We start from the raw sequence: 19,219 nt of genomic DNA on the forward strand, positions 1-19,219 counted from the left end.
AGCATGAAGGCTCACGAATTTCTCGGTAAGGCCCAGGCTCTCATGCTGGAGCGCGGCAAGCAGTACGACAAGCCAGAAGGCGAGCGCAGCATGGGGACTGCTGTGGCTGCGTTCAACGCCATCACCGGCCAGGCGCTGAGCGAGGCTGAAGGCTGGCTGCTGCTCCAGATTCTCAAGGACGTTCGCCAGTGGCAGAACCCGGCCTACCACGCTGATTCCGCCGAGGACTGCGTTGCATACGCCGCCCTGAAAGCCGAAGCACTCGCAGGAGCTCAGTAATGGCCGAACGCAAAGTCACGGACGAGCAGATCGTCGAAGCGCTGAAGACCATGAGCGTGTCTCAGGCCGCCAAGCACTTCGACATGAATGCCCGCAGCATTGAGCGGCGCAAAGCCAAGTTGGCGCTGCACGGCCACATTCCAGAAATGCACATCGAGACCAAGCTGCCGGACTTCCTGAAGATCAAGGGTACGTCCCAGCTCATGCGCCGCGGTGAAGTCGAGCCGTTGCTCACCTGGGTGAAGACCAACACTAACGCGGAAGCATTACAGGCCCTCATTGAGGCCTCATGCGAGGCGGCGGTGAAGGATCTGCCGCACGTACCTGCACGGCCATTCGCTGGCGAGTACCTGCCGGACCTGATGACGGCCTATCCGATCGGCGATCCGCACTTCGGCGAATACATCTGGGCCGCCGAGTGTGGTGAAGACTGGGATCTGAGCATTGCCGAGCGCGTGCACTGTGCGGCCATGGCTTCGCTGGTTGAGTCCGCACCGCCGACTGAGACGGCGATCATCATCAACCTCGGTGACGCTTGCCACTACGACTCCATGGCAGCCATCACGCCGCGCAGTGGTCACCACCTGGACGCAGACAGCCGCTACGCCAAGATGGTCGACATCCTGATCCTCGCCATGCGCCAGTGCGTCGAGTCGGCGCTGACCAAGCACAAGTTCGTGCACGTGGTCCACGTCATCGGTAACCACGACGAAACCGGCGCCGTTTGGTTGAGCCGCCTGTTCGCCCACCTCTACGCCAATGAGCCACGCGTCACCGTCGAAACCTCGCCCAGCGTCTTCAGCTACTACCGCTGGGGCAAGAACCTGATCGGTATGCACCACGGGCACACCAGCAAAGCCGACAAGCTGCCGGGCGTCATGGCGACCGATCGCGCCAAGGATTGGGGCGAAACCCTGCATCGCTACTGGTGGACCGGCCACATCCACCACGAGACGAAGAAGGAATACCCGGGCTGCACCGTTGAGTCGTTCAACACCCTGGCTCCGAACGACAGCTACGCCACTGCCGGTGGCTGGAGATCGCGCCAGAACATGAAGGCCATCGTCCTGCACCGCGAGCACGGAGAAGTAGCCCGCCACACCGTACATCCATCCATGTTGAAAGGGGTAGCCGCATGAATATCAAATGTCTTCTCAAAGGCCACGATGTCGTGAAAGTCATGGTTATCAACGACATGGGCGCAAAAATTATGGCTGGAGAACTAAAGGGCTGGGCTCTCCGTTACATCCCGGCCGACTGGTGCGCGCGTTGCGGAAAGGTTTCTGGGAGTGGCTTCTTTGAAAAGAAGGACTCGGAATGAGAGACGCCGAAGATCTTTTGACCCAGTGGGGCCGCTGGAGCCGTCAGCAGGTAGGAATCCCGCGCTGCACCTCGCCTTCCTACGTCCTGATGCGGGATAACGTCGAGCAGATGGATTCATTGCCTGCGGCAAGCATCACCGATGACGACGCGCTGATGATCGATCGGTTCGTGGCGTTGATGGGCCGCCGCAAGCCTGACATGGCCGATTGCATTCGCGTGTATTATCGTGGGCTGGACAAGACGATGGCCGAAGTCGGCAAGGAGCTGGGCTTGGCTCGGCTTAAAGTGCGCGAGCTGATAATCGCCGGGCACGCGTTCATCGAAGGATGTCTTGAAGTGAGGGTGGCGGCATGAATGATCGCGAATTGCTCGAACTGGCAGCAAAGGCAGCAGGCCTTGAACTTGATTGGGATGTACCTGATGGGGCTTCGCCGTGGGTAATTACCGGGGCTGGTGATGAGCGCGGCCCCGGCGCCTGCTGGAACCCGCTCGACGATGATGGCGATGCGTTCAGGCTGGCTGTGGATCTAAGAATCTACACCGCTCCAGGCCCAGGCTCTACATGCGAAGCTGTGACCAACTTTGGATGGGTGTGCGCTGTGGGAGCTATGAACCGCGCCGAGGCAATGCGCCGCGCTATAGTCGAAGCCGCAGTCAGCGTAGCGAGGCTCGAACAAAGCAAAGAAAAAGATCAATTGATTCCGGGTATGGATCAACCATCTTGACGTGTTAACTTTTTTCTGGCACATTGCCCAAAGATGCGGTTTTACCGCTTAGAAACATGACGCCGCTTAGCATACTGTTGAATGCGCCGCCCCAAAGGTGGAGATTAGGGTTAGATTCCCTGTGGTTACGAGGTTCGATTCCTCGGGGCGTCAGCCCAATTCCAAGCCTCGCCACAGTGCGGGGCTTTTTTATGCCCAGAATTCATCGCTGCCCCTCCAGCGCTTGGCCGCTCACCACGGCCCTTTTTATTCCCCAACGCCGAGACTCACGAGGCGCCTATGAGATCGCAAGCCATGTCAGAGCCCGGACCGTTGACCGCATTTGGTGGTATCGCGCTCTACAAGCTCGGAGCCTTCGGTTTCGTGGCTGTACTCGCAGCAATCGTCGTGATGGCCATGACGCTCCCGAAGACAGTTCGGGAGTTCGTTGTCGCCATGATCAGCACCACCGTCTCCAGCATCTGCGGCGGCGCCTTCGTGGTGCGCTGGTTCGATCTTGGCGTCTGGGCGCATGACGACATCGGCCTGATTGCGATTGGCGGCATCATCTTCGTCTGCGGCCTTCCTGCATGGGTATTGGTCCGTGCCTGGTTCAAGTGGGCCGAGAATCGCAAGGACAAGGATCTGGCTCAGCTTGCCACTGACCTGACTGACCTGAAGAAGACCATCACCAACAGCATTACGCCGCAGTAACTCGGAGCGCACATGAACCTGATTCCCCAATGGCAACAGCTCTGGAAGATGTACAGCGTGCAGATTGCCGCGATCCTCGTCGCGTTGAACGCTGCAGCTACCTACTGGCCTGCGCTGCAAGGTGTCGTGTCCCCGGGCGTGTTCGCCACTGTTAACGCATTCCTTGGTGCTGCCGTGATCCTCGGTCGCATCATCAAGCAAGATCCTCCGGCTGCGTGACATGACTCGCCAGATCAAGGTTCGCGCCTATCTGCCGTGGTGGCTCAGAACCTACGTCCGGACCGTCTACGCATTCGCCTACATGGCTGGGCTTGAGGTTGACGAAGAGGTCCTTCGCGCTCAGGTCAAGCAGCTTACGCGTTACCGCGAGATCGAATCGAACGAAGACTGACAATAATTAATCAGCTCTGGGGGAATACCCATGAAGTTTCGCAAAAAGCCCGTTGTGATTGAAGCAATGCAATTCGACGGCTCATGGGCTTGCGCAAAGTCGATTATTGACTGGGCTGATAGCACTAAGGAATTTGAGCGTACAGGCTGGCGCAGCAAAGAAATCGGGGGTGAGCTTTACATCAAGACCCTTGAAGGAGTTATGACAGCCGATGCCGGTGATTGGATCATCAGAGGCATCAAGGGTGAGATTTATCCCTGCAAGCCAGACATCTTCGCTGCTACCTATGAGGCAGCAGAATAACTGAAGGATTCCAACATGACAGCCAAGCCCGATTGGGAGGCCATTGAACGTGCCTACCGGGCTGGCCTGCTTTCCGTAAGAGAGATCGCCGCATCTAGTGGCATCTCGCACACAGCAATACAGAAGCGAGCCAGCAAAGAAGGCTGGCAGCGTGACTTAACTGACAAGGTTCGATGCGCTGTAAAGGCAAAGGTTGCCAAAGCAGTTGCCACCGATGGTTGCCAGTTAGAAGTGGCAACTGATGCGCAGATCATCGAGGAAGCCTCTGATCAGGCTGCGGCAATTGTCCTTGCTCATAGATCAGGCTTGGCTTTGTGGCGCGGCATCGCGAATAAGCTCAGTGCGTACCTTGCTGAGGCTGATGTCAACGATGACAACCACGGCGACTTCGCTCGATCCTTGAACGCTGGCGTCGATGCTCAGCTCAAGGTCATCAAGGGCGAGCGCCAGGCTTACAACCTCGGCGACGACAATGGCGAGGGTAGCGGTCCTGCTGATCAGAACCTGACCATCAGCTTCGTCAAGCCCAATGGCAATTGAGTTCCCGGACAAGCTCGCGTTCCTGTTCGAGCCGCACCGTTACAAGGTGGCGTATGGCGGACGGGGGAGTGGCAAGTCGTGGAGCTTTGCCCGGGCTTTGTTGCTGCACGGCGCTCAGACGCCGCTGCGCATTCTCTGTACTCGCGAGATCCAGAAGAGCATCGCTGATTCGGTCCACAAGCTGCTTGCGGATCAGATTGCTGGCTTAGGGCTGGGTGCGTTCTACGACGTCCAGCAGGCCTATATCAAGGGCAGGAATGGCACAGAGTTCAGCTTCGCTGGGCTTCAGCAGCACACCATCGACTCGATCAAGTCGTATGAAGGCGTCGACATCGTCTGGGTTGAAGAAGCCCACGCGGTAGTCAAGAAGAGTTGGGACGTGTTGCTGCCAACCATTCGTAAGCCTGGGTCTGAGATCTGGGCTGGCTACAACCCACAGCTTGAATCTGACGAGACGCACCAGCGCTTTGTCATTACGCCGCCGCCTGACTGCGTGTCAGTATTGATGAACTACAGCGACAACCCTTGGTTCCCTGAAGTCCTGGAGCAGGAGCGGTTGCACGCCAAAGCGACCATGAAGCCCGAGCAATACGCTCACATCTGGGAAGGTAAGTGCATGCCGGCAGTTGAAGGCGCCATCTACTTCGAGCAGATGAGTCAGGCCGAGTCGCGCATTGGCAACGTTCCGCACGACGGGCTGCTGAAGACACACGTCATCTTCGACCTGGGCTGGAATGACGCGATGACGATCATCCTGGCGCAGAAGGTGGCCGGCGAGATCCGCATCATCCACTACATCGAAGGCCATCAGCGCACGCTGGCCGAGTACAGCGCCGAGCTCAAGGGCTTGCAGCTGGATGGCCAGCCGATCAACTGGGGTCATGTCTATCTGCCCCATGACGGCTACGCCAAGCGCCACCAGAGCGGTAAGTCTGACGCCGAGGTGATGGGTCAGCTGGGTTGGTCAGTGCTGCCAGTACCGAACATGCACGTCGAGCAGGGTATCAACCGTGTTCGCGAAGTGTTCCCTCGCACCTATTTCAACCGTGACCGCACGGCAAGACTGGTGGAGTGCCTCAAGCGCTACCGCCGGCAGATCAATCAGCAGACCAACGAGCCCGGCGCGCCACTGCATGACGAGTACAGCCACGGCGCTGACGTCATGCGCTACCTCGCCATTGTGACCGACCAACTCAGCAACGACGAGTGGGGCGGCCAGCTCAACTATCGCAAGCTCAACAACGCATAAGGGCACGAAATGACTAAGGGTCTGACCGAGGACGAACTCAAAGCCCTGGTCGGGGCCGAGATGCGCCAGTCGCTTGGGTATTCATCGTCCAAGCTGAGCCAGCAGCGCCAGAAGTCGATGTACTACTACCTCGGCATGGCGGTGGGTGACTTATCGCCGCCTGAGGTCGATGGGCGCTCGTCTGTGGTCTCTACCGACGTGCGCGATACCATCGAGTCGATGCTGCCTCAGCTGATGGTCACGTTCGTGGGCTCTGACACTGTGGCCGAGTTCGAAGCGACCAAGCCCGGCGATGAGCAGAAGGCCGAGCAGGCTACTGAATACGTCAACTACCTGTTCTACAAGAAGAACAACGGCCATCGCATCGCTTACACCTGGATGAAGGATGCGCTGCTTCAGAAGAACGGCATCGTCAAGGTCTGGTGGGACACTCGGCACGAGGAGAGTCGCGAAGAATATCGCGGCATGTCTGACGTCGAACTGGCTCAGCTGATGGAGGATGACGAGGTTGAGGTCACTGAGCACTCCACGTCTGTAGACGAGGATGATGCCGAACAGCGTCAGCAGGCCATTGCCCAACTGACACAGCAAGCTCAGGCGCAACCGCAGTCTGCGCCTCAGGTCATGCAGCAGATCCAGATGATCGAATCCCAGCCGCCAAAGCTGGTCTATGACGTCGTCTGCAAGCGCACCAAGACCGATGGCAAGGTGTGCATCGAGAACGTGCCGCCTGAAGAATTCCTGATCGCGCGTAACGCCAAGGACATCGAAACAGCATCGTTTGTAGCCCACAGGGTGCAGCGCTCGCGTTCCGAGCTGAAGTCCATGGGTTACAAGAACGTCGACGACCTCGGCTCGGAAGACTCCGGCCAGGCAATGAACTCCGAGCGCATCCAGCGCCTGAGCTACAACGACGAGAACGCCTACATCGATGACTCGTCGACCAATGACGAGAGCCAAAACCTGATCTGGGTGCTGGAAGCGTACATGCGCTGCGACTACGACGGCGACGGCATTGCCGAGCTGCGCAAGGTCACGATGGCGGGCAACACGCTGCTGGACAACGAGCCGGTCGATTGCATCCCGTTTGTGTCCATCACGCCTGTGCCGCTGCCTCACCAGTTCTTCGGCCTGTCCATGGCTGATCTGGCGATGGAGAGCCAGAAGACCAAGACCAGCATCTTGCGGGCTCAGCTCGACAACATGTATCTGGCCGTGAATGGCCGGTACTTCGCGGTAGAAGGGCAGGTCAACCTTGACGATCTGCTGACCTCGCGCCCGGGTGGCGTCGTGCGGGTTAAACAGCCTGGAGCGGCTGGCCGTCTCGATCAGGGCGCACCAGACATTGGCAACTCCATGCAGATGATGGAGTACATGCAGCAGGACTTGGAGAACAAGACCGGCTGGACGCGCTACAGCCAAGGCAATGACAGCGGCTCGCTGAACGATACCGCGACTGGCGTGAACGTCATCACCAACCGCGCCGACATGCGCCTCGACCTGATCGCTCGCAACTTCTCCGAAGGCTACGTCGACCTGTTCAAGCTGATCCTGAAGCTCGTCTGCCAGTACCAGCAGAAGGAGCAGATCGTCAAGCTCACTGGTGGCTGGGTGCCAATCGACCCGCGCGAGTGGAGCAACCAGTTTGACGTGAGCATCAACGTCGGCATTGGCATGGGCAACAAGGACCAGAAGATCCAGCACCTGACCATGCTGGGCCAAGTCCAGGCGCAAGGTCTGGAGATTGGCATCGCTACCCCGGACAACATCTATCACGCGGCTACCGAGCTCTCCAAGCAGCTCGGGTTCAAGAATGCCGACAAGTTCTTCACGGATCCATCGAAGCAGCCACCGCAGAACAAGCCAGACCCTGAACAGGCCAAGGCTCAGGCGCAGATGCAGATCGAGCAGGCCAAGCTCCAGTCGAGCACTCAGCTCAAGCAGATGGAGTTGCAGCACAACGCCCAGCTGGATCAGGCCAAGCGCGACCACGAGTTGCAGCTTGAGCAGGCACGCATGCAGATGCAGGCCCAGGTCGATGCCAACCGTCAGCAGGTCGAAGCCGACCAGAAGACGCTGGAGAGCCAGCAGCAGGCTCAACTGGATGCCCTCAAAGAGCAGCAGAAGACCGATCAGCTCCGCATGCAGCTTGAGTTCGACCAGTGGAAGACCGTGGCGGACAACGAAACCAAGGTGCTGGTGGCGCAGATTCAGGCCCATACCAGCATGAGCAACGCGCAGACCAGTGCGGACACCAAAGGGGCGCCGAATGGCAGCGCTTGAAGAGCGGATCTACGAGGGCAACCGGGCCAAGGAGTGTCTCGAAAACGAGGCGTTCATCTGGGCATTTGAAGGTATTGAGCAGGAGTTGACCGAAGCATGGCGAACCTCTCCAGCAAGAGACGCGGAGGGCAGGGAGAAGATCTATCTGTCGCTCCAGTTGCTGACCAAGTTGAAAGCCACGATCACGCACAGCCTGGAGACGGGCAAGTTGGCGGATCTGGAGTTGCAGCACAAGAAAACACTCGCGGACCGCGCCAAAGAGATCTTGCGGTTCTGAAGGCCTACATGACAGGCCAGTCCGTAATCATTCGCAAATGAATCCCTCGAGGGACAATCAATGAGCATGTTTATTCACCGCGCACTCGGCCATTTCCTCATGAACGAAGCCGGCGGCGACAGTGGCGGCGGCGCGCTTGACGTCAATGGCGGCGCGATGGCGTTTGCTGCATTGCTTGACCCGCCAACCAAGGCAGATGGCGATGCTGACGCGAATGCAGACGCTGACGCCGATCAAGACCTGAACACTGATGTCGATGTCGATGCTGACGTCGATACGGATGTAGATGTAGACAGCGACACCGATGCGGAGCCCCAAACCTTCACCGTCAAGATTGATGGCAAGGAGGTTCAGGTTCCCCTGAGCGAGCTGTTGAATGGCTACCAGCGTCAGTCTGACTACACCAAGAAGACGATGGAAGCCGCCGAGCAACGCAAGACCGCAGATGCCGTCGTCCAGCAGGCCCAGCAAGAGCGTCAGGAGTATCACTCCAAGCTCGAACGCATGGCTGCTCAGCTCGAAGGCGCCCTTGAACAACAAAGTCAAATCGACTGGCCCGCACTGCTTGAGTCAGATCCGATGGAGTACCTGAAACAGCAGCATCTCTATCAACAGAGACAAGCGCTGTATCAGCAAAACATGCAGGAACGCCAACAACTCATCCAACAGCACCAGAACGAACAGGCACAAGCCAAACAAATCTCCCTGGCCAAGCAGCGTGAAAACCTCATCGCCAAGCTCCCGGACTGGAAAGACGAAGCCAAGGCCGCAGCCGAACAAACCGCTATCTCGAAGTTCCTGCAAGAGCAGGGGTTCGAGGCTGAGGACATTTCGTCCATTGCCGACCACCGCCACGTGCTCATAGCACGAGACGCGATGCGATATCGAGATCTCATGGCCAAAGCCAGTGTGCAAGCCAAGAAGGTCCAGGAAGCCCCGCAGCGGGTGGTCAAGCCAGGCGTGACAGTAAACGGTAACGCTGACGGTCGCACTACCGCTGCAAAGCGGCACGCGAAGTCAGGGACTGTTGAGTCTGCCGCCGAGGTCTTTCTCCAATTCCTTTAATTCCGGAGCTACATCATGACTGCCCCTACTGGCACTTTCCTCACCACGGCTGCCATCGGTAACCGTGAAGACCTGACCGACACCATCTACCGCATCTCCCCGACTGCCACGCCGTTCATCTCGCTGGCAGCCAAGGGCACTGCGTCCAACACCCTGCATGAGTGGCAGACCCAGGATCTGGCGGCCGCTATCACCACCAACGCCCAGGCTGAAGGTGATGATGCGTCCGCTAAAACCGTAACGCCGACTGTTCGCCTGAACAACCGCACCCAGATCTCGACCAAGACCGTGATCGTGTCCGGCACCCAGCAAAGCATGGACACTGCCGGTCGCAAGAACGAAATGGCCTACCAAATGAGTTTGGCTGCGCTGGAACTGCGCCGCGACATGGAGAGCTCGGCCACTCAGCTGGACGTCACCGCTACTGCGCCGCGCCAATCCCGTGGTCTGGTCGGCTGGGTCGTGGACAACGTGCACCGCAACGCAGGCACCCTGGCTTCGTACACCGGCAACACCGGTCGCACCAAGGGCACCGCGATCGCCTTCACCGAGGCGCGCCTGAAAGACGTGCTGCAGAAGTGCTTCACGGCTGGCGGTGATCCGGATTCGATCCTGCTGCCCCCTGGCGCCAAGCAGACCTTCTCCACCTTCACCGGTAACGCCACCCGTTTCGACAAGAGCGAAGACGCCAAGCTGTTCGCCTCGGTCGACGTGTACGTGTCGGACTTCGGCGAGCTGAAGGCGATCCCGTCGCGCTTCCAGGATGCGAACGACGTGTTCGTGCTCCAGGCTGACAAGTGGGCCATCTGCTACAAGCGCCCATTCGGTAGCGAAGACCTGGCGAAAACCGGCGATGCCGACAAGAAAATGCTCGTTGTTGAGTGGACTGTGGAAGCCCGCGCGCCTAAGGCGAACGGTGCGATCTACGACGTTCTGTGATCCTGACGGCAATGACCCAAGGGGAGCTTCGGCTCCCCTTTTCTTTGAGGAGAATTTGACATGCCCATGATCAAACAGAATGCCGACAGTTCGCTCGGCGTCGAGGGTAAAGACGGCGGCGACGGCGGGTTCATCCCGCTGACGCTGAACTACACCGCATCGATCGTCGACTGCACCATGTTCACTGCTGACCGTCCGTACACCGTCAAGGCCATCCGTGGTCGTGTCGATGTGGCGGGGACTGGCGGTGCCTGCACTGCCGTCATTCGCAAGGTGGCCAGCGCTACGGCGATCACAGCCGGCACCGCGTTGCATTCGGCCAGCTTCAACCTGGTCGGCACTGCCAACGCCCAACAAGCGTTGACGCTCTCTACCACGGCAAGCGACCTGTTGCTGGCTGCTGGTGACTCCATCTGCTTAGACCTTACCGGCACCGCAACGTCTGCCGTCGGCGCGATCAGCGTGTTTCTGAACCCGGCCTGATCTAACGCCCTTCACGGGGCGTTTTTCTTTGGAGTTCACCCATGAGCAATACCTTCGAAAACGCCATTACGGTCACCGTAACGGGCGCCACCCTGACGACTTCTGTTGCATCAGCCAACGCAACGCTGCCGCTGGATTCAGCCGGCAACGTGGCGAAATACGTGCGGGTGTCGGCCAGTGCGTCGGCTTACGTGCGCCTCGGCAACGGCACGCCCGTAGCGATTGGGACTGACCTGATGGTCGGCCCGGGCGACCCGGTCATTCTGGCCACCTGTGGCTACACCAAGATCGCGGCAATTTGGGTTGCTGCGGCCGGTAACGGTGTGTTCTCGGGCGCTGGCGTCGTGCAAGTCTCGGCATTGGAGAATATGTAATGCGCGACCTCGATACGAAGTTTCATTTCCACGATGGGAACATGACAGTCGAGCGCACGCAGGACTGCACGCCTATCGCCGAACACACCAAGGCCCTGCACAACGCCGGGATGCATGGCGGGTCGGAAATGAAGCACGCGGCCAAAATCCCGTTCGTGATCATCGAGGACTACTGCAACAAGCACGAAATCACCTTCCACGAGTGCATGGCCAACAAAGAGCACATGCGCCGGATGCTCAATGACCCTGACCTATCCGTGTTTCGTATCTGGAAGGGCAAGGTATGAGCATCACCAACTACTCGGAATTACAGGCGTCCGTGGCGTCATGGCTCAACCGTGGCGACCTGACGACCAGCGTGCCGGACTTCATCACCTTGGCCGAATGTCAGCTCAACATCGACCTGAAAGCGCGGGCGATGGATAGCAAGGTCACGCTGCCCACGGTGATTGGCACCAGTACCGTGGCGCTGCCTACCGACATGCTCGGGATGCGCCGTATTCAGGTGCTGGGCAGCTACAACCAGCCGCTGTCCTACCGATCCCCGGACGAGTTGAGCGCTGATTTCTCAGCCAACACCTCAGGCATGCCGGCCGTGTTCACTGTTGTCGGCTCGAACGTGGAACTGGCCCCGATCCCGGACGCCGTGTACTCGCTGGAGCTGACCTATCAGCAGAAGATTCCGGCTCTGACTGCGTCCAACACCACCAACTGGCTGCTGACCAGCTGGCCCAATGCTTACCTGTACGGCGCACTGCTGGCTGCCACCCCATTCATCATGAATGACGCCCGCCTGACGGTCTGGCAGGCGCTGTACAAGATCGCTGTGGACGGCATCAACGATGCTGACTGGTACAGCGGCTCCACCATGAAGGTGCGCGCCAGATGATCCCGCTGATCGGCTTTGCGCCTGATGCCGACGTGACCACGCCGGGGCTCATCACCAGTTGCTCGAACCTGATCCCATACAAGAACGGCATGGAGGGTGCGCCTGAGCCTGCTACACCCGACTCGACGCCTGTGCTCGCAGCAGCCTGCATCGGCGCGGCCGTGGTGTCCAAGCTGGACGACACGCGCCGGATCATCGCCGGCACCACCACCAAACTCTATGAGTTGCTGGCCGGCGCATGGACTGATATCGGCCGAGCGGCAGCCTACACAGGCGGCGTCGACACCCGATGGTCCATCACGCAGTTCGGCGATGCCACGTTGTGTGCGAACCGTGCTGACGTGATCCAGCGCTCTACCGGGGCTGCGTTTGCTGATGTGGCCACCGCGCCCAAGGCTGAAATCCTGTTCACGGTCGGCGCGTTCGTCATGGCGCTGAACGTCAATGATGGGGCAGAAAAACCGGATGGTTGGCAGTGCAGTGCGGCCTTCGACGATACATCGTGGACGCCAAGCATCGCGACCCAAGCCACGGCAGGGCGCTTGGTCGCTACGGCGGGCCGTCTCACTGCCGGAATGCGCCTGGGTGAGTACGCCATCGCTTACAAGGCCAAATCGATCTACCTCGGCCAGTACGTTGGCGCCCCAACCGTGTGGAACTGGATTCAGGTGCCCGGCGGTGAAGCGGGCTGCGTCGGCAAAGAGGCGATCTGCGACCTTGGCGGCGCTCACTTCTTCGTTGGCGACGACAACATGTGGGTCTTCGACGGCACCCGGCCTGTGTCGGTGGCTGACGGGTACGTGCGCCAATACTTCTACGACAACTCGAACCCGGCCTACCGCTACCGGACAGTCTGCGTGTTCGATCGGCAGAAGAATCTGGTGTGGGTGTTCTACCCGTCGCTCGGCTCGACCACGCCTGATTCGGCGCTGGTTTACCACATCGTCGCCAAGAAGTGGGGCGTGGCCAATCGCAGTATCGAAGCGGCGCTCAACTACGTCACGAGCGGCGTGACCATTGATGGTCTATCCGCCATCTCCGCCACCATTGACGGCCTGTCGTCCTACTCGTTCGACTCGCAGTTCTGGCTGGCTGGCGGCAAGTCGATGTCGATCTTCAACACCTCGCACCAGTTGCAGTCAATGACCGGCACATCGGTGGCTAGTTCGATGACGACTGGGGAAGTAGGGGATGACTACGCCGTGACCTGCCTCGGTCCGATCAAGCTGCGTTACGCCCTGGCACCTACCTCGGCATCGGCGCAGACCTTCATTCAGATGAACTCCGGTACCGGCTTTACCGCTGGCGCTACCGGCGCCGTGCTCGATGGCAAGTTTGACCTGCGCCAGTCCGCACGCTGGCACAAGGCGACCTTCACCTTTGCTGGCCCGGTGCGCGTCACTCACATGGATGCCGATTCGGCGCCGGCAGGGGGCCGCTGATCATGAAAGCGAACACCACGCCACGCGTCGGCACGGACGACCCACTCTTGCAGCGCGAACTGCGCGAGCACGCCACGCAGATCAACCTGATCTCCGAGGGGCGGATCTCCGGCTTCTACACAGCGCTCGCAGCCGTTCCATCCAGCGGCACATGGCTGCAGGGCGACACCGTGAAGAACACCGCACCTGCTGAGCTCGGCACAGCGGGCTCCAAGTACTTCATCGAGGGCTGGACCTGTGTTGTCTCCGGCACGCCCGGCACATGGGTGCAGAAACGCTGCCTGACAGGTAACTGATGAACACACTCATCGTTGTGCCGACATCGCATATCGACGTGGCCTGGAAGCAGGGCGCGCAGAACCTGGGGCTGGCCTGTGCCACCTCAGGCGGGGAGATCACTGGTGATCAGCTGAAAATGATGCTGAGTCGCGGTGAACGCACGCTGGTCCGCCTTGACCGAGACGAGGCCATCGCGGGCTGGGGCGTCGTCGGTGTCGAGCAGTTGCCGAACTTACGCGTCCTCTACATCTACGAGATGTACGCCCCGCACGGGCACTTTGAAGAATTCTTTGACGAACTGGAAAGCATGGCCAAGTCGCTCGGGTGTTCACGCCTGAGATGTGCAGCTGCGCCGGCTCAGGCCCGTCTTTACCGGATGCGTTGCGGCTTTACGCCGGTCTACCAAGTCTTGGAGGTTGAACTGTGAAAATAGATGCCTTGCACGAACAGCTCAGCGCTGAGTTCGGCGGCCCTGCGATCGGCGCGCTGCCGGTGTTCCCTGGCGACAAGATTCGCCCGCACAAGGGCGGGGGTGGACAGACCAGTTCGACCACGCAGTCCATCCCGACCGAATTGAAACCGTTGGCCTCGGCCTACAGCGACAAGGCCATGGGCCTCGCCAGCACGCCGTATCAAGGCTATGGCGGTCAGCAAGTCGCCGGCATGAACGACTTCCAGAACTCGACCACTGCGCGCCTCGGGCAGATCTTCAACTACGGCGATCCGTCGATGAACGCCGCCCGCAGCACCGTCACCAACTCGCTGAACTCCGGCAAGGCTGCCACTGACAACCCTTACGGATACGCGAGCAACGGCGGCACGAACCAATACGCCGGCTCCAACCCTTACCTGCAGCAGAACATCGATGCGGCGCTGGGTGACATCACCCGCAACTACAACGATGCCGTCGCGCCCGGTCTGAGCACACAAATGGTCAGCTCCGGCTCGTTCGGCAATACCGGCAATCAGGCCGCAACCCAGAATTCGCTCAACGACCTGACCAAGAACCTCGGCAACACCGCATCCGGGATGCGCATGCAGGACTACACCGCGCAGCAGGGCCTGGCCGAAAATCAGATCAATCGCAACATGCAGAACAGCCAGTTTAACGCCGGGCTGGGTCAGGACTATGCGAGCCGCAACGACCAACTGCGCAGCCAGATGCTGGGCTTGGCTCCGGGTTACGAGAGCGAGGCCATGAACGTGGCCAACAATTTCGGCCAGCAGGCCAACATGTATCAGGACAACTACCAGCAGCAGCTGGACGCCCTGTATCAGAACTGGACCGACCAACAGAACGACCCGTACAAGAAACTGGCCGCCATGTCGGGCGTGTTCGGCTCTGGTCTGGGCAATACCGCAACGACCAAGTCCTCGGGCGGGGGTGGTAAATGAGCTTTCTCGGCGATGTGGGCAGCTTTGAGCTGTTCAACCTGGGCGCGATGGGCAATCAGGTCAAGGATAACCCTGCTCGGCTGCTCTACGGCTCGGCTGACCCGTTCTCTACCGGCATGTGGAACAAGGTACTCGGCACCAACGACAAGCCTCTGGTAGACCAGTGGGGCGGCGCAGCACCGCAGCGCTATGGCGAGGCTCAGGACGCGGGGATCAATACCGGCCCGGGCCAGACCATGCACACCATCGCCAAGACTATCGCCTCGATTTACGCGGGCGGTGCGGCTGGTGGTTTGCTGGGTGGAGGTTCTGGCGCAGCGAGTGGTGCGGCAGGCAGTGCCGGGACAGCAGGCACTGCGGGCGCATCAACAGGCGGCGCAGGGTTCGGCCTCGGTCAACCGGCAGTGTCCGGAACCATGGGCAGCGCGGCCTACGCAGGTGGCAGTTCGTCCCCCGGCCTGCTCAGCTCGATGGGCAGCAGCCTGTCCAATTTCAACACAGCGGCCAAGCCCTACATGGACGCGGCCAGCTACGGGCAAAAGGCCTACGGTCTGCTCTCTCAAGGCCAGCAGCAACAACCCATGGGCGGCGCTCAAGCCATGCAGCAGGCCAACACCGGTCCGCAGACCCTTGCGCAGATCGCCCAAGGTCAGCCCAATCCATTGATCGCTCAGCGTCAGCAGTACGCTGCGCAACGTCGCGGGAGAGTCTGAAATGGCTGAAGGTCTTGGTGGGCTGTTAGATTTTGCTCAAACCCCGATGGGGATGGGGCTGTTGTCGGCGGCGTTCGGTGGGCTGGCCACGGCAGGGCGCGGAGGTCCGATCAACACGCTGGGCGCGGCCGGGCTGTCCGGTATCGCCGGCTATTCGGCTGCCGGTGCTAATGCGCTGAAACAGCAGAAGGCGGATATGCTCCGGCGCCAAGCTCAGACGATCCCGACTTTGTACGGTCAGGATGCTGACGGGAACGCTACTTTCGACTGGAAGTCCGCTGCTGCGCTCGGCGTTGACCCTGAAAACATCGCCAAATATGCGCAATTGCCGAACGCAGGGAAAAGCAAGGTGGCGCGCACAGTTGACGTGCCTGGCGAAGGCGGCAACAAGCAGACCATGCAGTACGACGAATACGGCCAACCCGTGGGTCAGGCCATCAATTCCTACGTCGCGCCGCAACTGGTCGACACAGGTGCCACCAAACAGTTTGCAGTGCCAACGGCTGGACAGAGCTTCAACGTGACCATGTCGCCGGCCGAACAGGCAGCCAATGCGCGTGGCTGGGCGAATGTCGGCGTGAAGCAGCAACAGAACGGCATCATGCAAGAGACCAATGCCATCAACAAACAAGGCCAGCGGACTCAGGTTGTGCAGGATGGCGCTGGCAACTTCATGTTGATCGACAAGGGGACGGGGGCAATCACGCCAGCTACGACGCAAGCGGGCGGGAAAATCCAAGGTGGCTCACTCGCGGAGTCCTTGGTGAAAAACCAGCAAAATGCGCAAAAGCTCAATCCCTTGATTGATCAGGCTTTGGCGATCCTGCCAAGCGCCACCGCTAGCGGCATTGGAGACTGGCGAGATACCGCGAATAGATTCATTGGGAAGACTACGCCTAGTGCGCAAGCTGCAGCCAAGCTCGCAGCAATCGGCGGCAACATGCTGATGATGATGCCGCGCATGGAAGGGCCACAATCTGACCGGGACGTTGAAAACTACAAGCAGATGGTGGGCAAAGTTGGCGACCCGACTGTTCCGGCCGAGGAACGTGCAGCGGCGCTCAGCGCGCTCAAAGAGATCATTGGCAGATACAGCGGCCAGCCACAGCAACAGCCTGTTCAGCCTCCAGCGTCCGCGCCAATTGTAGCTGCGCCAGCAGCAGGGCCGTTCACCGACCCGAACAAAGAAGCCCGTTATCAAGAGTTCAAACGACGTCAGGGGCAATAGACCATGACCGAACAGGAAGAATTTGAGTTCCGTGCTCGTATGGAACAGGAAAACGCTGCGCAATCGGCGCAGCCACAGCCTGCAATGGCCGGTCCTATGCTGCAGGCAACTGCGAGCGCGCAGCCAACCGCAGCGCCGGCAGTTGCCGCGCCGCCAGATCGACTGAAGGGGCGCGGCTGGCTTGAAAAAGGCACGCTAGGCGCTGGCAAGGCGGTTGCTGACTTGATGGATGGCATCGGCGTGGGCGGCGCTCTCTGGCCTCGTGGTTGGCAGCGTGCTCCAGGCGCTGATAGTGATTTGATGGCAGATCCTGCGGGCATAGTGGGTAATATCGGCGGTCAAGCTGGCCTGGCCTATCTTGGCGGCCGTGGCCTTCAGGCTGGCGGCGCTGCCTTGCAATCTCTCGGCGCGGCGCGAGCGGCTATTCCTGGCCTAGAGGCAGGCGGTAAGCTGCTTCAAACAGCTGGGAATGCCGTGATTAACCCTGCGTCCTACCGTCAAGCCGCTGGTGCTGGGGCGGCCTTCGGGGCGATTTCTCAGCCTGGATCGCTGATTGAAAGAACGCAGAACGCTTTAATGGGCGGCGTTGGCGGGGCTACTGGGCTGGCAGTCGGTCGCGGGGCTGGGAATGTTGCGGGCGGAGTGAAATCGTTGCTAACCCCAACTGCACCGATCGAGATGGAAGTCTCGGCCAAATTGGCTCAAAAGGGGATCGACTTCGGATCGCTGCCGCAGGCGGTAAAGGATCAGGTAGTTAACCTCGGCAAAAAAGCCATGGGGGATGTAGACAACCTCGATGCCACCCAACTTGGGCGTATGGCCGACTTCAACGCGCTGGGCATCAAGCCTACGCGCGGCTGGCTGAACCGAGATCCAAAACAGTGGTGGATGGAGAATACCCTCAACACTGTTGACGATCAGATGCAGAAACGCTTCGTGGATGCCAACCGCTCGCTTCTTTACGGAGTAAGGAAAGGCGCGGGTGATGCCACCGATTATGAGCGTGGCCAAGTGTTGCAGAAGTCCGTCAATGATTATGACGCCGGGCTCAAATCCAAGGCCGATAACCTGTATTCAGCGGCGCGTAATACTGCTGGCCGGGATATTCCTCTCGACCCGCATAAATTCGTCAATGATGCCTCTATAGAGCTTGACCAGCAGATGCTTGGGTCAAAACTGCCGGCCGACACACTTTCTTGGTTTCAGAAAGCGACGACGGGCAAGGAGCCGTTCGATATGGGTACAGCCATGCAGCGCTTGCAAGCCCTGAATGGACGCATCTATAGCACGAACGACAGGGCCGAAGCCGTGGCGCTCGGTATCGTGAAAAAGCATCTGATTAACGCGATCGACGGCGGCGAGTCAGCGGCATTCAATCCGGCGCCAGGCATGAGTCGCCCAGGTTCTGCCCCGGGTGCTGGCCGCCAGCCGTTCACCTCGGAGCAGATTGGCGGCCAGCCACGACTTCCGGGGGCCGCGCAGATATCCAGTGAAGGGGGGATGGTGCCGTTCCAAGGCGGTGTTGGCCCATCTACTGGCGCCAATCAAGCTGGCGAACAATCGCCCCCTGGCATTGCCGAGGCATTCCGTGCCGCACGATCGGCAGCCGCTGATCGATTCAGGTTTCAAGAGGCGAGCCCGCTTGTCGAGAGAATTCTCAAGGGCAACTATGCGCCAGAGGATTTGCCGGACATCGTCGGAAAGATGAAGGTGGATCAGCTAAAGGGTCTGTCTCAGCTGGAGCAGCAGCGTGGCGTGCCTATCATGAGCTCGCTTCGCGGCGCGGCGCAGGCTTACGTCCGTGACGCTGCAACGTTGCAAGGCGAAACCGGTGGTTCTTTCTCCATCAATGGCCTGCGTAAGGCGCTTGATAATATCGGCCCGGAAAAGGGCAAGGCCCTGTTTGGCAATGATGGCTGGGCTGACTATCAGCGCATTCTGCGCGCTGGCGGTAGCATCATGAACCCGCCGATGAAACCCGCCGGCTCAACCACTGCGTCGAATGCTCTGCGCTTCATCCAAGCCATGCCAAAAATCCCAGGGATCAATGGTCTGCTGAACTTGACGGTAACTGCTGCGAGCAAAGGCAAGCAAATGGCCGACGTGGGCTCAGCGCTCAACCCGCCACTGAGTATGGTCATCCCCAAGAAGCCTAAACCAAGCATGCTGCCGATGTTGATGGCCCCCGGGTTACTTGGGCTTTCTGAGCAATAGCGCTTAGTCCTCGTCCGGCTTTATCAGGACTATTTTCCTGATACGGCTTCCTTTGGGGAGGTATTTTTTTGCCAGGTAGGTCAAGCCGTCTTCGGTCTTGACTAGCAGCCATACCCCGAAGAACACGCCGGAAAA

At 59.6% G+C, this 19,219-nt stretch carries 26 protein-coding genes; all 26 read left to right on the forward strand.

The features are described from left to right. The first annotated feature begins 3 nt into the window (after positions 1–3). The 26 genes from BK660_RS22815 to BK660_RS22935 all read left to right on the forward strand — a co-directional run bounded on the left by BK660_RS22815 (position 4) and on the right by BK660_RS22935 (position 19,084). Complete coding sequence (locus BK660_RS22815) at positions 4–279, forward strand: DUF6378 domain-containing protein (protein ID WP_123435207.1); 276 nt, start codon at positions 4–6, stop codon at positions 277–279. Continuing rightward, positions 279–1,418: an oxidoreductase gene (locus tag BK660_RS22820; RefSeq protein WP_123435208.1), complete on the forward strand. Its 1,140-nt coding sequence runs from the start codon at positions 279–281 to the stop codon at positions 1,416–1,418. The genes BK660_RS22815 and BK660_RS22820 overlap by 1 nt, the downstream gene beginning before the upstream one ends. Further along, a complete protein-coding gene (locus BK660_RS22825) occupies positions 1,415–1,600 on the forward strand; it encodes a hypothetical protein (protein ID WP_123435209.1) in 186 nt (61 codons plus the stop codon). The genes BK660_RS22820 and BK660_RS22825 overlap by 4 nt, the downstream gene beginning before the upstream one ends. Next, on the forward strand, positions 1,597–1,956 hold the full coding sequence (locus BK660_RS22830; RefSeq protein WP_123435210.1) for an antiterminator Q family protein: 360 nt from the start codon (positions 1,597–1,599) through the stop codon (positions 1,954–1,956). Before BK660_RS22825 ends, BK660_RS22830 begins: the two co-directional genes overlap by 4 nt. Then, positions 1,953–2,327 (forward strand): hypothetical protein, encoded by a 375-nt coding sequence (locus tag BK660_RS22835; RefSeq protein WP_123435211.1) that lies wholly within the window; start codon positions 1,953–1,955, stop codon positions 2,325–2,327. Before BK660_RS22830 ends, BK660_RS22835 begins: the two co-directional genes overlap by 4 nt. A 279-nt stretch (positions 2,328–2,606) precedes the next feature. Continuing rightward, positions 2,607–3,020 carry a hypothetical protein gene (locus BK660_RS22840; protein ID WP_221178654.1) on the forward strand — a complete coding sequence of 138 codons (414 nt, stop codon included), beginning with the start codon at positions 2,607–2,609 and terminating at the stop codon, positions 3,018–3,020. Positions 3,021–3,032: 12 nt separating this feature from the next. After that, positions 3,033–3,239, forward strand: coding sequence for a DUF7940 domain-containing protein (locus BK660_RS22845; RefSeq protein WP_123435213.1), 207 nt, complete (start codon positions 3,033–3,035; stop codon positions 3,237–3,239). Position 3,240: 1 nt separating this feature from the next. After that, positions 3,241–3,411, forward strand: coding sequence for a hypothetical protein (locus tag BK660_RS32675; protein ID WP_185045187.1), 171 nt, complete (start codon positions 3,241–3,243; stop codon positions 3,409–3,411). Positions 3,412–3,441: 30 nt separating this feature from the next. Beyond that, entirely contained in the window at positions 3,442–3,714 is a 273-nt protein-coding gene (locus tag BK660_RS22850) for a hypothetical protein (RefSeq protein WP_123435214.1), read from the forward strand. Positions 3,715–3,729: 15 nt separating this feature from the next. After that, positions 3,730–4,254, forward strand: coding sequence for a hypothetical protein (locus tag BK660_RS22855; protein ID WP_123435215.1), 525 nt, complete (start codon positions 3,730–3,732; stop codon positions 4,252–4,254). Continuing rightward, positions 4,244–5,503: a PBSX family phage terminase large subunit gene (locus BK660_RS22860; RefSeq protein WP_123435216.1), complete on the forward strand. Its 1,260-nt coding sequence runs from the start codon at positions 4,244–4,246 to the stop codon at positions 5,501–5,503. The genes BK660_RS22855 and BK660_RS22860 overlap by 11 nt, the downstream gene beginning before the upstream one ends. Positions 5,504–5,512: 9 nt before the next feature. After that, positions 5,513–7,786 carry a portal protein gene (locus BK660_RS22865; RefSeq protein WP_123435217.1) on the forward strand — a complete coding sequence of 758 codons (2,274 nt, stop codon included), beginning with the start codon at positions 5,513–5,515 and terminating at the stop codon, positions 7,784–7,786. Beyond that, a complete protein-coding gene (locus tag BK660_RS22870; protein WP_123435218.1) occupies positions 7,773–8,063 on the forward strand; it encodes a hypothetical protein in 291 nt (96 codons plus the stop codon). Before BK660_RS22865 ends, BK660_RS22870 begins: the two co-directional genes overlap by 14 nt. A gap of 60 nt (positions 8,064–8,123) precedes the next feature. Beyond that, on the forward strand, positions 8,124–9,128 hold the full coding sequence (locus BK660_RS22875; protein ID WP_259698528.1) for a hypothetical protein: 1,005 nt from the start codon (positions 8,124–8,126) through the stop codon (positions 9,126–9,128). A 15-nt stretch (positions 9,129–9,143) separates the two neighbouring features. After that, a complete protein-coding gene (locus BK660_RS22880) occupies positions 9,144–10,067 on the forward strand; it encodes a DUF5309 domain-containing protein (RefSeq protein ID WP_123435219.1) in 924 nt (307 codons plus the stop codon). 60 nt (positions 10,068–10,127) lie between these two features. Then, positions 10,128–10,550 (forward strand): hypothetical protein, encoded by a 423-nt coding sequence (locus BK660_RS22885; protein WP_123435220.1) that lies wholly within the window; start codon positions 10,128–10,130, stop codon positions 10,548–10,550. Between the two features lie 41 nt (positions 10,551–10,591). Continuing rightward, on the forward strand, positions 10,592–10,924 hold the full coding sequence (locus tag BK660_RS22890; RefSeq protein ID WP_123435221.1) for a hypothetical protein: 333 nt from the start codon (positions 10,592–10,594) through the stop codon (positions 10,922–10,924). Beyond that, complete coding sequence (locus BK660_RS22895) at positions 10,924–11,211, forward strand: hypothetical protein (RefSeq protein WP_123435222.1); 288 nt, start codon at positions 10,924–10,926, stop codon at positions 11,209–11,211. The genes BK660_RS22890 and BK660_RS22895 overlap by 1 nt, the downstream gene beginning before the upstream one ends. Then, a complete protein-coding gene (locus BK660_RS22900; protein ID WP_123435223.1) occupies positions 11,208–11,813 on the forward strand; it encodes a phage adaptor protein in 606 nt (201 codons plus the stop codon). Before BK660_RS22895 ends, BK660_RS22900 begins: the two co-directional genes overlap by 4 nt. Further along, positions 11,810–13,255 (forward strand): hypothetical protein, encoded by a 1,446-nt coding sequence (locus BK660_RS22905; protein WP_123435224.1) that lies wholly within the window; start codon positions 11,810–11,812, stop codon positions 13,253–13,255. The genes BK660_RS22900 and BK660_RS22905 overlap by 4 nt, the downstream gene beginning before the upstream one ends. 2 nt (positions 13,256–13,257) lie before the next feature. Further along, positions 13,258–13,551, forward strand: a complete 294-nt coding sequence (locus BK660_RS22910) for a hypothetical protein (protein WP_123435225.1) — start codon at positions 13,258–13,260, stop codon at positions 13,549–13,551. After that, positions 13,551–13,961, forward strand: a complete 411-nt coding sequence (locus BK660_RS22915; RefSeq protein WP_123435226.1) for a GNAT family N-acetyltransferase — start codon at positions 13,551–13,553, stop codon at positions 13,959–13,961. The genes BK660_RS22910 and BK660_RS22915 overlap by 1 nt, the downstream gene beginning before the upstream one ends. After that, entirely contained in the window at positions 13,958–14,929 is a 972-nt protein-coding gene (locus BK660_RS22920; RefSeq protein ID WP_123435227.1) for a hypothetical protein, read from the forward strand. Before BK660_RS22915 ends, BK660_RS22920 begins: the two co-directional genes overlap by 4 nt. Next, positions 14,926–15,642, forward strand: coding sequence for a hypothetical protein (locus BK660_RS22925; protein WP_123435228.1), 717 nt, complete (start codon positions 14,926–14,928; stop codon positions 15,640–15,642). Before BK660_RS22920 ends, BK660_RS22925 begins: the two co-directional genes overlap by 4 nt. Before the next feature lies 1 nt (position 15,643). Beyond that, positions 15,644–16,870, forward strand: a complete 1,227-nt coding sequence (locus tag BK660_RS22930) for a hypothetical protein (RefSeq protein WP_123435229.1) — start codon at positions 15,644–15,646, stop codon at positions 16,868–16,870. A 3-nt stretch (positions 16,871–16,873) separates the two neighbouring features. Next, positions 16,874–19,084, forward strand: a complete 2,211-nt coding sequence (locus tag BK660_RS22935) for a hypothetical protein (RefSeq protein WP_123435230.1) — start codon at positions 16,874–16,876, stop codon at positions 19,082–19,084. Positions 19,085–19,219 lie beyond the last annotated feature (135 nt).

Source organism: Pseudomonas brassicacearum (assembly GCF_003732265.1).
GTDB classification, from domain to species: Bacteria; Pseudomonadota; Gammaproteobacteria; order Pseudomonadales; family Pseudomonadaceae; genus Aquipseudomonas; species Aquipseudomonas brassicacearum_D.

Excerpts from the sequence above, each read along its gene's own strand:
- BK660_RS22815 (WP_123435207.1), top strand. The coding sequence starts at position 4 with ATGAAGGCTCACGAATTTCTCGGTAAGGCCCAGGCTCTCATGCTGGAG.
- BK660_RS22820 (WP_123435208.1), top strand. The coding sequence starts at position 279 with ATGGCCGAACGCAAAGTCACGGACGAGCAGATCGTCGAAGCGCTGAAG.
- BK660_RS22825 (WP_123435209.1), top strand. The coding sequence starts at position 1,415 with ATGAATATCAAATGTCTTCTCAAAGGCCACGATGTCGTGAAAGTCATG.
- BK660_RS22830 (WP_123435210.1), top strand. The coding sequence starts at position 1,597 with ATGAGAGACGCCGAAGATCTTTTGACCCAGTGGGGCCGCTGGAGCCGT.
- BK660_RS22835 (WP_123435211.1), top strand. The coding sequence starts at position 1,953 with ATGAATGATCGCGAATTGCTCGAACTGGCAGCAAAGGCAGCAGGCCTT.
- BK660_RS22840 (WP_221178654.1), top strand. The coding sequence starts at position 2,607 with ATGAGATCGCAAGCCATGTCAGAGCCCGGACCGTTGACCGCATTTGGT.
- BK660_RS22845 (WP_123435213.1), top strand. The coding sequence starts at position 3,033 with ATGAACCTGATTCCCCAATGGCAACAGCTCTGGAAGATGTACAGCGTG.
- BK660_RS32675 (WP_185045187.1), top strand. The coding sequence starts at position 3,241 with ATGACTCGCCAGATCAAGGTTCGCGCCTATCTGCCGTGGTGGCTCAGA.
- BK660_RS22850 (WP_123435214.1), top strand. The coding sequence starts at position 3,442 with ATGAAGTTTCGCAAAAAGCCCGTTGTGATTGAAGCAATGCAATTCGAC.
- BK660_RS22855 (WP_123435215.1), top strand. The coding sequence starts at position 3,730 with ATGACAGCCAAGCCCGATTGGGAGGCCATTGAACGTGCCTACCGGGCT.
- BK660_RS22860 (WP_123435216.1), top strand. The coding sequence starts at position 4,244 with ATGGCAATTGAGTTCCCGGACAAGCTCGCGTTCCTGTTCGAGCCGCAC.
- BK660_RS22865 (WP_123435217.1), top strand. The coding sequence starts at position 5,513 with ATGACTAAGGGTCTGACCGAGGACGAACTCAAAGCCCTGGTCGGGGCC.
- BK660_RS22870 (WP_123435218.1), top strand. The coding sequence starts at position 7,773 with ATGGCAGCGCTTGAAGAGCGGATCTACGAGGGCAACCGGGCCAAGGAG.
- BK660_RS22875 (WP_259698528.1), top strand. The coding sequence starts at position 8,124 with ATGAGCATGTTTATTCACCGCGCACTCGGCCATTTCCTCATGAACGAA.
- BK660_RS22880 (WP_123435219.1), top strand. The coding sequence starts at position 9,144 with ATGACTGCCCCTACTGGCACTTTCCTCACCACGGCTGCCATCGGTAAC.
- BK660_RS22885 (WP_123435220.1), top strand. The coding sequence starts at position 10,128 with ATGCCCATGATCAAACAGAATGCCGACAGTTCGCTCGGCGTCGAGGGT.
- BK660_RS22890 (WP_123435221.1), top strand. The coding sequence starts at position 10,592 with ATGAGCAATACCTTCGAAAACGCCATTACGGTCACCGTAACGGGCGCC.
- BK660_RS22895 (WP_123435222.1), top strand. The coding sequence starts at position 10,924 with ATGCGCGACCTCGATACGAAGTTTCATTTCCACGATGGGAACATGACA.
- BK660_RS22900 (WP_123435223.1), top strand. The coding sequence starts at position 11,208 with ATGAGCATCACCAACTACTCGGAATTACAGGCGTCCGTGGCGTCATGG.
- BK660_RS22905 (WP_123435224.1), top strand. The coding sequence starts at position 11,810 with ATGATCCCGCTGATCGGCTTTGCGCCTGATGCCGACGTGACCACGCCG.
- BK660_RS22910 (WP_123435225.1), top strand. The coding sequence starts at position 13,258 with ATGAAAGCGAACACCACGCCACGCGTCGGCACGGACGACCCACTCTTG.
- BK660_RS22915 (WP_123435226.1), top strand. The coding sequence starts at position 13,551 with ATGAACACACTCATCGTTGTGCCGACATCGCATATCGACGTGGCCTGG.
- BK660_RS22925 (WP_123435228.1), top strand. The coding sequence starts at position 14,926 with ATGAGCTTTCTCGGCGATGTGGGCAGCTTTGAGCTGTTCAACCTGGGC.
- BK660_RS22930 (WP_123435229.1), top strand. The coding sequence starts at position 15,644 with ATGGCTGAAGGTCTTGGTGGGCTGTTAGATTTTGCTCAAACCCCGATG.
- BK660_RS22935 (WP_123435230.1), top strand. The coding sequence starts at position 16,874 with ATGACCGAACAGGAAGAATTTGAGTTCCGTGCTCGTATGGAACAGGAA.